At 41.8% G+C, this 11508-nt stretch carries 7 protein-coding genes; all 7 read left to right on the plus strand.

Features of this window, described 5'->3' with window-relative positions; translation table 11 throughout:
* Positions 1–5: 5 nt before the first annotated feature.
* The 7 genes from I2I04_RS14685 to I2I04_RS14715 all read left to right on the plus strand — a co-directional run bounded on the left by I2I04_RS14685 (position 6) and on the right by I2I04_RS14715 (position 11292).
* Positions 6–992 carry a FecR family protein gene (locus I2I04_RS14685; RefSeq protein ID WP_195655334.1) on the plus strand — a complete coding sequence of 329 codons (987 nt, stop codon included), beginning with the start codon at positions 6–8 and terminating at the stop codon, positions 990–992.
* Positions 993–1184: 192 nt separating this feature from the next.
* Positions 1185–4529 (plus strand): TonB-dependent receptor, encoded by a 3345-nt coding sequence (locus tag I2I04_RS14690; RefSeq protein ID WP_195655335.1) that lies wholly within the window; start codon positions 1185–1187, stop codon positions 4527–4529.
* A gap of 19 nt (positions 4530–4548) precedes the next feature.
* A complete protein-coding gene (locus I2I04_RS14695; RefSeq protein ID WP_049702540.1) occupies positions 4549–6150 on the plus strand; it encodes a RagB/SusD family nutrient uptake outer membrane protein in 1602 nt (533 codons plus the stop codon).
* Positions 6151–6193: 43 nt separating this feature from the next.
* Positions 6194–7141 carry a glycoside hydrolase family 18 gene (locus I2I04_RS14700; protein WP_195655336.1) on the plus strand — a complete coding sequence of 316 codons (948 nt, stop codon included), beginning with the start codon at positions 6194–6196 and terminating at the stop codon, positions 7139–7141.
* Positions 7142–7153: 12 nt separating this feature from the next.
* A complete protein-coding gene (locus I2I04_RS14705; protein WP_195655337.1) occupies positions 7154–8863 on the plus strand; it encodes an ABC transporter ATP-binding protein in 1710 nt (569 codons plus the stop codon).
* A 48-nt stretch (positions 8864–8911) separates the two neighbouring features.
* Positions 8912–10165, plus strand: coding sequence for a DUF1735 and LamG domain-containing protein (locus tag I2I04_RS14710; protein WP_195655338.1), 1254 nt, complete (start codon positions 8912–8914; stop codon positions 10163–10165).
* Positions 10166–10407: 242 nt separating this feature from the next.
* The gene (locus tag I2I04_RS14715) at positions 10408–11292 is read left to right on the plus strand and encodes an Rpn family recombination-promoting nuclease/putative transposase (RefSeq protein WP_195655339.1); all 885 of its coding nucleotides are present in this window, start codon (positions 10408–10410) and stop codon (positions 11290–11292) included.
* Positions 11293–11508: the final 216 nt, after the last annotated feature.

The raw sequence follows: 11508 nt of genomic DNA on the forward strand, positions 1-11508 counted from the left end.
TCAAAATGAAGAACTATTTTCAAAAAATACTAGCTTTATTTACCGGGAATGACTATCCGGAAGCTACCCGACAGGAGTTCTACCAATGGTTGGTAGATGAAGAACATGTTTCCGAGAAAGACGAAGCATTGCAATATCTGTGGGAAGAAGGATACAAGCAAGGGAAAGCTCCCAATATATATCAATCATATGAACAATTAAGAAAGAATGCGGGTATTCCTTCCGTACGAGAAGAACGGAGAATCCGCCCGATCCATATCTGGCAAATAGCCGCTGCCGTATTCTTTATAGTAGCAGCTTCTTCCATCTATCTTTCTACCATAGGAAAAAAGGTGGAACCCAATTTATTGCAGCAATATATTCCGACAGCAGAGGTACATACTCTCACCTTGCCTGACGGAACCAAAGTACAACTGAACTCACAAAGCACCCTTTTATATCCACAGGAATTTACTGGTAAAGACCGTAGCGTATTTCTAATTGGTGAAGCCAATTTCAAAGTGAAACCGGACAAGAAGCATCCGTTTATCGTCAAGTCGAACGATTTTCAGGTAACAGCACTCGGAACGGAATTTAACGTAGCTGCATACCCCGAGAATCCGATCATAGCGGCAACCTTGATTTCAGGAAGTGTACTCGTTGAATATAATGATTTGAATTCTCAAATGATTCTGAAACCAAACGAGCAATTGGCCTATCATAAACACACCCGACAATACCATCTGGACACTCCCGATATGAATGACATCACAGCCTGGCAACGTGGCGAACTGGTATTCAGAGAAATGAATGTAAAAGAGATTATAACTATATTAGAACGTAAATATCCATATACCTTTGAGTATCGCCTGAAGAATCTGAAAGAAGATAAATATAGCTTCCGTTTTAAAGATAAAGCACCGCTATCCGAAGTAATGGATGTAATAGTAAATGTAGTAGGTCAGATGGATTATAAAATACAAGGTGACCGCTGCTATTTAATCCCCAAATAGAAAAATATCCTGATAACAGGAAGAAACAGATAACAATATTATTAATTTAGTTAACCTTATACGCCCATGCAAAAAAGTATCCGGAACAGAGGGCGAACTCTATCCCGGATATGAAATCAAATTTCTCAATATTAGAGTTCTACTCTATTAATCACCGTGAAATAATTTAGTTTATAACCTAATACTAAGAAAATGCTACAAATTTATGAATTTATAGTAGACCATACAGCAAAGGGAAGAAGTTTTTTACTTTTTTTCTGCTTGTTGCTCATTACAACAAGCTCCTTTGCGCAAACAGATGCCTCAATCACCATTCAAAAGAAAAATATATCTGTCATTGAAGCACTTAAAGAAGTAGAAAAACAATCCGGCCTATCTGTAGGTTACAACGACTCCCAATTAAAGAACAAGCCTGTATTAAATCTTGATCTTAGAGCTGTAACAGTAGAGAACGCCCTTACACAAATTCTCAAAGACAGTGGATTCACTTATGAGTTCAAAGGGAAATATATAATGATTGTTCCTGACAAAAAAACAGAAGTAAATCCAATTAAGAATGTGACTGGAAAAGTTGTTGATGAGAATAATGAACCTCTAATTGGAGTTAATATCAAAGTGGAAGGAAACTCCGAAGGAGCTATCACCGACATAGATGGCAATTTCACAATCGTGGTCCGCCAAGGTAATATATTAAGCTTTACCTATGTGGGATATACATCCAAAACTGTGAGAATAACAGACAAAAACATCTATGCAGTAAAATTAGTAAGCGACACGAAACAACTCAATGAAGTAGTCGTGACTGCCCTCGGTATCAAGCGCGAGCAGAAAGCCTTGAGCTACAATGTGCAACAGGTGAAATCGGATCAACTGACAGAAATTAAAGACGCTAACTTCATCAACAGCCTGAATGGCAAAGTGGCAGGTGTCAATATCAACAGCAGTTCTTCCGGTGTAGGTGGAGCCAGCAAAGTGATAATGCGTGGTACGAAGTCTATTGAGCAATCCAGCAATGCCCTGTATGTGATTGACGGCATCCCGATGTTTAACTTCGGTGGTGGCGGCGGTACGGAAAATGGTTCCCAGGGAGTTACCGAAAGCATTGCCGACATCAACCCGGACGATATTGAAAGCATCTCGGTCTTGACAGGAGCGGCAGCCGCCGCACTATACGGAAGTAACGCTGCCAACGGAGCTATCGTCATTAACACGAAACGGGGTAAAGTAGGCAAAATGCAGGTTTCTGTATCCAGTAACACTGATTTTTCTAAACCATTTGTGATGCCGCGCTTTCAGAACCGTTATGGTACAGGCAGTAAAGGAAAATCGGACGGTTCTTCTACAAATTTGAGTTGGGGACCGTTACTGAACGATGCATCCCGCAGGGGGTACGAACCACGTGACTTTTTCGACACAGGAATGACTTATACCAATTCCGTCACCTTATCGACAGGTACAGAAAAGAACCAGACCTTCTTTTCCGCAGCCGCAGTAAACTCGGAGGGGATTGTACCGAATAACCGCTACAACCGTTTTAATTTTACTTTCCGTAATACTACTTCATTCCTGAATGATAAACTGAAACTGGACATCGGAGCGAGCTATATTATTCAGAATGATCGCAACATGACTAATCAAGGCGCTTACTCAAACCCGATAGTTCCTGTTTACCTGTTTCCGCGTGGAGATGATTTCAACTTGATAAAAGTGTTCGAACGCTGGGACCCGGCCCGCAAGATCAAGACCATGTACTGGCCACAAGGCGAAGGAGACCTGCGTATGCAAAACCCTTATTGGATAGCCTATCGTAATCTACGGATCAACAGTAAGAAGCGTTACATGCTGTCCGCCTCGTTAAGCTACGACATCACGGACTGGCTGAACGTCTCGGGACGTGTCCGGGTAGATAACTCCAATACCAAATATGAGCAAAAGTTGTACGCCAGTTCGAATACTACTCTCACCGAAGGTAGTACCCAGGGATTCTACGCCATTGCCAAGCCGGATGAATCACAGGTGTACGCCGATGTACTGGCAAACATCAATAAACGCTTTGGGGACTACTCACTTGTAGTGAATGTCGGAGCGAGCATCGTGGATAATAAGTATGACGAACTTAGTTATCGCGGACCGATACGTGCCAATGGTATTCCTAATGTGTTTAACGTGTTCGATCTCGACAATACGCAAAAGAAAGCTCGTCAGGATGAATGGGAGGAACAAACTCAATCCATTTTCGCGAGTGCGGAACTAGGCTGGAAAAGTATGCTCTACCTTACGTTGACCGGACGTAATGACTGGGCATCACAACTGGCAAACTCATCTTCCACCTGTTTCTTTTATCCGTCAGTGGGGCTTTCGGTAATCATCTCCGAAATGGTAAAACTACCTTCTGCAATCGATTACCTGAAAATACGCGGTTCATTCAGTTCCGTCGGTATGCCCTACCCACGTAACCTGACCTCACCTACCTTTGAGTACGATGAAACGACACAGACATGGAAACCCAAAACGCATTATCCTATCGGCGACCTCAAACCCGAGCGTACCAATTCATGGGAATTAGGACTGGACATGCGTTTCTTCAAGGACTTCAACCTTGGCGTGTCATGGTATCTGGCTAACACGTTCAACCAGACATTCGACCCGAAAATTTCCGTATCTTCGGGATATACTACCATTTACTTGCAAACAGGTTATGTACGCAATCAAGGAGTCGAGCTCTCTCTTGGTTATGGACACACATGGAAAAAAGACTTCCGCTGGCAAACGAACTTTACGCTTAGCCATAATAAAAACAAAATTATCGAACTGGTAAAGGATTATATACACCCGGAAACCGGTGAGCCTATCAATAAAGACCGGTTGGACGTAGGCGGACTCGGAAAGGCACGGTTCATCCTGAAAACGGGAGGGTCACTCGGTGACCTCTACACTCAAGCCGACCTGAAACGGGATGATAACGGAATGGTGGAAATTTCCCCTGCAGGCGCATTGATAACAGTCAATAATCAACCTGATATCAAGTTGGGAAGCGTCTTCCCCAAGTGTAATCTGGCATGGAGCAATCAATTCTCATGGAAAGGATTTAATGTCAGTGCTCTGTTGACCGCACGTATTGGCGGTATTGTTTATTCTGCCACAGCAGCAGCCATGGATCAATACGGTGTGTCCGAAAGCTCGGCGATTGCCCGGGACAACGGTGGCGTATTGATAAACGGACGTAACAGGGTGGATGCACAGACATGGTTCACCGCCATTGGTTCCCAGCTGGGATTGCCACAATATTATACCTACAGCGCCACCAACGTACGCCTACAGGAAGCAGCTATAGGATATACCCTCCCCCGTAAATGGTTACATGATGTATGTGACATACAGGTGTCCGTTGTAGGACGCAACCTCTGTATGATATATAACAAAGCTCCCTTCGACCCTGAAGCGGTTGCCACAACCGGCAATTATTATCAAGGAATCGACTACTTTATGCTACCGAGTACACGCAATATCGGTTTTAATGTGAAAATAAACTTTTAACGGATAAAAAACAGCTATAATGAAACATACTACATCTATTATAAAGTTGTTCTCACTTGCACTATTTGTTCTTGTCGGAACTGCGTGTATAGACAACTTTGACAAAATAAACCAGAAGGACTATCAGGTGGACAAGGAAGAGTTGGGCCGTGAAGGATACAATGTTGGTGCCAGTCTCAAAGGATTACAGGGATTGGTTATTCCTACGGAGGAGCATCTTTACCAATTTGTCGAAGCACTTGCCGCCGGAGCTTTCTCCGGATATATCGGCTGTACTGTGGAGTGGACAGCCAAATTTGAGACATACAATCCGCCAACAGACTGGCAGGAAGCGCCTTTCTCTGATCTTATCACACGTACTTACCCGTTCTATCGTGACTTGCTCGACGAAACAGAAGATCCGGTCGCATTAGCATTAGGAAAACTACTGCGTGTTACCATCATGCACCGGGTGACAGACATGTATGGGCCTATTCCCTATTCCAAAATCATTTCTAAAACCGGTGAGGTTTCTCTGACCGTACCATACGATTCACAGGAAGAGGTATACAAGCAAATGTTTAAGGAGTTAGACGAAGTGAGTGATGTGCTTAAAGAGAATCTTAATTTAAGTACAGAAGCCTTCCGCAAATTTGATGATGTCTATCAGGGGGATCTCTCCAAATGGCTCAAATTCACAAATTCGCTCAAACTACGTATGGCAATGCGTTTGACATACGTACCGGAGATGAAAGAGGAAGCCCGGCGAATAGCCGAAGAAGCCGTAACCGCTGGCGTCATTACCCAAAATGCAGACAACGCTTTCTTGAAAGTAGAGGAAAATCGTGCAGCAATGGTGTTCAACAACTGGAATGACCAGCGTGTGGGCGGTGATATCATCTCATATATGAACGGTTATAAAGACCCGAGACGGGAGAAAATGTTTACCACAGTAAAGGTTACTGATCAGGAAACATGGATGGAAGTGGATGGATATGCCGGAATACGCATCGGTATTGATGTGCGCACTAAAGATGAAATGATAGGAGCATACAGTAAGCCGATCATCACGAGCACCAGCCCCTATATGTGGATGAACGCTGCAGAGATCACTTTCTTACGTGCCGAGGGTGCTCTATGGGGATGGAATATGGGAGGTGAAGCCAAAGATTTGTATAACCAAGCCATAGCTCTCTCTTTTGAACAATACGGAGTGACGGGTGCAGATACATATACCGCAAATACAACCGATATGCCACAGGCATATGACGACCCCCAATATGAATATACAGATTATGAAGGCCCGCGCAGTACTATCACCATAGCATGGGAAGAAGGGGATAATTATTTTGAACGGAACCTTGAACGTATCATCACCCAAAAGTGGATTGCTAACTTCCCTTTGGGAGTGGAAGCATGGAGCGAATACCGGCGCACGGGATATCCGCATCTGTTACCCGTAATAAAGAACAAAAGCGGTGGTGCCATTGATACCGATCACATGATACGCCGATTATGGTACCCTCCTATCGAGTACTCCGAAAATCTTTCTAATATTAAGCTAGCGACAGGCATGTTAGGAGGCCCTGACAACGGAGGCACACGGTTGTGGTGGGATAAGAAACCTTATGCCAATCCATGAGAAATGAATGAGTATGATTAATACGAATGAAAAATAAGAAAAAATGAAAGCAATAATATATAACATATTTACCTGCACTCTATTACTCTTAGCGTGCGTTCTGTCTACGGCATGTAGTGACTGGAACGAACCGGAACCGGTAGATGTAAACATCAATAGTCCCAAAGATCAGAATCCGGCACTTTGGGCAAACTACATGCAGGTATTGAATGCCTACAAGCAAAGTAAGCATTATATAGCTTATACGCGATTTGACAATTCTCCGAAGAAACCTGTAAATGAAGGAAGTTACCTTCGTTCACTGCCCGACTCATTGGACATTGTTGCCTTATGCAATCCAGACAATATCAGTGATAATGACCGTGAAGACATTCTTCTATTACGTGAAAAGAGTACCCGGGTAATCTATCTTGTAGATTATGCTGCACAGGCAGCTACCTTTACTGATGCCGCAGCTTTGGGAACTTGGCTTGATAAAGCTGTTGCCGCAGCCACAAAATTAAACCTAGATGGTTTTGCCTTTACAGGCGTCCGTCTATATAGCGGGACAGATGCTGAAATGGCAGCCCGTAAAGAGGCCGCACAGCTTATCGTCTCTAAGCTATCCGCTGCAACGGGTGGTGGCAAGTTATTAGTATTTGAAGGTAATCCCGACTTTATAGAGTCTACTGACCTTGAAAAGCTAAACTACATAGTGTTAAATACTGCTGACCTCACTAATGTGAGCGAACTAAATCTATTGATTGCCGGATTGCCGGATAGCAATGTACTGCCTCGTGAGAAAGTTCTATTATCTGCCCGTATAGGCGACCAAATAGTAGACGAAAAGAATGAAAAACAAAGTGTAGTGCCTCTGATGACAGATTGTGTAGCTGCAATGGGGCCACTTGGAGGCCTTGCCATTCACAATATCGGCAGCGATTATTATAGTGCGAATATGAATTATGAAACCACTCGTACGGCTATTCAACAGATGAATCCGTCGAAATAAAAACGTACGATTATGAAAAAGAAATTTATCATATATATACTGTTCCCGCTTCTGATACTAGCGGTTGGAACGACAGCTTGCACCGAAGATACTATTTTGGCGGATGCAGGTAAATTGCCGGATGAAACGACAATGGGAAGTATTGGCAGTACGCTGCGTAGCAATTCGTCCTTCTCCGGAAAAGCAGTTATTGAACTGACGAATGACAGTGAGGATGAAATAGTTGTCGATGAAATATTCTATCAGTTAAGCCGTCCTGCGACAAGCGATGTAAAGGTTACAGTCAAATTAGAAAGCGAGATGAGTATGGAGTTTGAAGCTGAAATAAAGGCAGATAATGCGAAGATTGAAGCTTTTAATGAAAGTATGGTTGCAGCACATTGGAGACAAAAACCCTTGTTAAAATCAGCAGTGTTCCCCAAAGGGAATATAATCTCGGGCGAAGGCGTGCTGACTATACCTGCCGGAAAAGAGAAGTCATCAAGTATCAAACTTACGCTTTCTACACATAATCTGCCTGCAGATTATGATGCTTACGAATTACTCTTTGCCATAGAGCAAACTAATGCGGACGGTGAAACAGAGAAGCAATATCTTAGATACAGAGTCAATACAAGGCAAAAAGCAGGCGATATGACATCTGTAAATGGTTATCCAGTTAGCTTGGATACTCGATTTATTTCTGTGTTCTATCTCAACACCTCCACTTATCAGCCAATACTTGCAGATATTTTTGTATATGAGAGAACAAATAGAGAAACTCGGGAAACTGAAGCATATAGTATGGGGAAGATTGTCAACTTGCGGATAGCAACGGTAGGTTATGATAAAGAATCCGGTCGCGCCATACTAACATTGAATAATGATCTCCGGTACGTATTAGAGAATGCCACTACTTACATTCGACCACTTCAGGATCACGAACGTAAAGTGTGTCTGTGCATTGAAGGTGGTGGTAAAGGTTTAGGTTTCTGCAATATGAATGATGCCCAAATAGCAGATTTTACCAAACAAGTAAAAGATGCAGTAGGGTTTTACCAGTTGGATGGTGTGAACCTTTGGGATGTAGGCAGTGGATATAATAAAGCGGGAATGCCTCCTATGAATACCACCTCATATCCCAAACTTATCAAAAGTTTACGTGACGCAATGCCTGATAAAATGCTGACTTTAGTAGATAAAGACGAGTCTACTGCTTCTTTCTATGATCCTGCTTTATGTGACGGTATAGAAGTGGGAAAATATATTGATTATGCATGGCATGGTTATGTTTCAGAGAAAGAAGAAGTACAAATTATAGAACCGTGGGAAACCGAACACCCATACAGCGACTATGTTCGTAAACCCATAGCAGGATTAACCGCTGAACGATATGGAAGCGTAAATGTACCACTTTATCCCAAGAGTGCAGGTGGGATATTAAATTCCTCAACTAAAAAGGCGATAATGTGGAAAAAAGGGGAAAACCGTAAAAAGAATAATATTATCGTATTTGGTAGTGACATGATTAGTGATGAACAAAATGAATATGAATATGGTATGTTAAATAGATATTTGCACTTCATTAACGCAATAGCAGATGACGGCTTTGACTGGGGTAAAAGTCCACGTCCCCCATTTCTAGAGGGAACAATATTGGGGCCATACAGTTATGAGATAAAAGTAACAAAAGAACATGCTCAATTTAACATCGGTTATCTTTACCTCGCCAAAGATTGGTAAGAATAATGATTGCGATAAATTGAAAGAAAAACATAAAAAGAGAATATTATGAAAACGAAACATATTCATCGAGACATTCCATTATTCGTCTCTTTTGCAGGTTCTGTCATAATCCTACTTCTGTTAGTAGCGGCATGTGACAACAAGGATTATAGTAAAGCGTCTCCTTTTGACAATGCCGTATATATAGATGCGGCAAAAGTGAAGGATGTAGCTAACTTCACATTTAATAATCTCAAACAGACAGGGCAGCAAGAGCTTTCTGCTGTGTTGGCATACCCTGCCGAACAAGATATTGATGTTAATTTTCAGGTAGATCCTTCGTTGATAGGTTATTATAATGCGCGTCTCGGCACCAATTATGCAATGCTGGACACTAAATATTATAAGTTTTCTTCACAACATGTCGTCATCCCCAAAGGAGACGTAAACTCGGAAGTCGTAACGATCGGTTTCTCCGACCTCACGGATTTGGACATTGACACTAATTTCCTGCTACCTGTCACTATTCAGCAAGCGTCAGGAGGTATGGGATTATTGAAGGGATCAAAAACTATTTGTTACATAGTACGTCGTTCCAGCGCCATTACTACAGCAGTGAGCCTTTCAAACAACTACTTTGAAGTTCCCGGATTCGAAAAAGACAGCCCTACGGCTAATGTGGTAAATGGGCTAACACAACTAACCTTCGAAGCCATTATCCGGGTAAATAGATTCGATCCTAAAAATGAGATCTCAACTATAATGGGTATAGAGCAATACTGTTTGTTCCGTTTGGGCGATTCAGGATTCCCCAAACAACAATTGCAGTTTGCCGCCAACGAGATTAAATTCCCAAAGGCAGACGAAGGAAAATTGTTGCAACCAAGCGAATGGTATCATGTAGCCGTGACTTATGACACCGAAGCAAAGACTGCCGCTATCTACGTGGATGGCAAACTGCAGAGTACTATTGAGGACTACGGAACTGGTGAGCCCATTAATTTGGGCAAGCAAACCCAAGGAAAGGACTTTATGTTTAAAATAGGACACTCCTATGGTGAGCCAGAGGATATGACTCGTCAATTAGATGGTGAAATCTGCGAAGTACGAATATGGAACGTGATACGTTCACAAGAAGAAATTTACAAAAATATGTATGATGTCGATCCTCAAACTACAGGTTTAAAAGCCTATTGGAAGTTTAATGAAGGCAAAGGGGATATAGCGAAAGACTATACAGAAAACGGTAATGATGCAAAAGCATACGCTAAAGCTATTTGGCCGGAAGGCATTGAAGTGACACAGAAAAATAAGGAATAATAACGACCTAAAATTTCAATCTAAAACGCTGCCACATTTTTACTCCTGCTTTAAGTTACATAAAAGGGAATACTAAAATGTGACAGCGTTAATAATCAACTCTCTACTATGGAATAATTTAAATTGCCCCTGATGAATTTGCCAAATATGCACAGATTCATTCACTGAAAATATAAAGTCAAAGAGTAGCCATTATCTAAAAAAAAGTCGTAGCTTTGCAATAACCTAAAAATTAAATTGATATGGAACAACAAGACAAATATATACGCTTTGACTGGGCTGTGAAAAGGCTTCTCCGCCAAAAGGCAAATTTCGGCGTACTGGAAGGTTTCTTGACTGTCCTCTTAGGAGAAAACGTGAAAATCATAGAGATATTGGAAAGTGAGAGTAACCAACAAACAATCGATGATAAATTCAACCGGGTAGACATTAAAGCCAAAAACAGTAAGGATGAAATTATCATTGTAGAGATCCAAAACACACGGGAGCTCTATTATCTGGAACGTATCTTGTATGGAGTGGCAAAAGCGATCACAGAACATATCTCTTTAGGTGAACGCTACTACGCAGTGAAAAAAATATACTCCATCAGTATTCTGTACTTTGACATCGGCAAGGGAGAAGATTATTTGTATCATGGACAAAACAACTTCATCGGAGTGCACACAGGAGATAGGCTGGAAGTGACTACCAAAGAAAAAGATGCTATCGTCCATAAGGTTCCAGCAGAAATCTTTCCGGAATATTTTCTAATTCGTGTGAATGAATTCGATAAAGTGGCTGTCACCCCATTGGAAGAATGGATTGAGTACCTGAAAACCGGTTGTATTCGCCCCGACACAAAAGCTCCCGGTTTGGAAGAAGCACGCAGGAAACTTATTTATTACAATATGTCTAAAGAAGAACAGCATGCCTACGACGAGCACCTCAGTGCCATCATGATACAAAATGATGTATTAGATGGAGCAAAACTGGAAGGACGCATGGAGGGGCGCATGGAAGGACGTATGGAAGGACGTATGGAAGAACGGCTCGAAATTGCCAGCAATCTGAAATCACAGGGAGTAGACATAACAGCTATCCAAAAGGCTACCGGACTTTCATCGGAAGAAATTCAAAAGTTATAAATAACCAGATATTACACAATAATGCATATAATCTAGAGTCGCATAAGAAAATCATGCGACTCTTTTTTTATCCCCATTGAAGATATTACAATCCGATATTGATAATTCTTCAATCAGAAATAGAGATATCAAATAAAAAAAGGCACTATAAAATATTTTGTGTAAATGGAAATACGGGATTCAAGTTTGAGTCTCGTATTTTTTATTTTATACATT

This window comes from Bacteroides sp. 1001136B_160425_E2, from assembly GCF_015559655.1.
GTDB lineage: Bacteria > Bacteroidota > Bacteroidia > Bacteroidales > Bacteroidaceae > Bacteroides > Bacteroides luhongzhouii.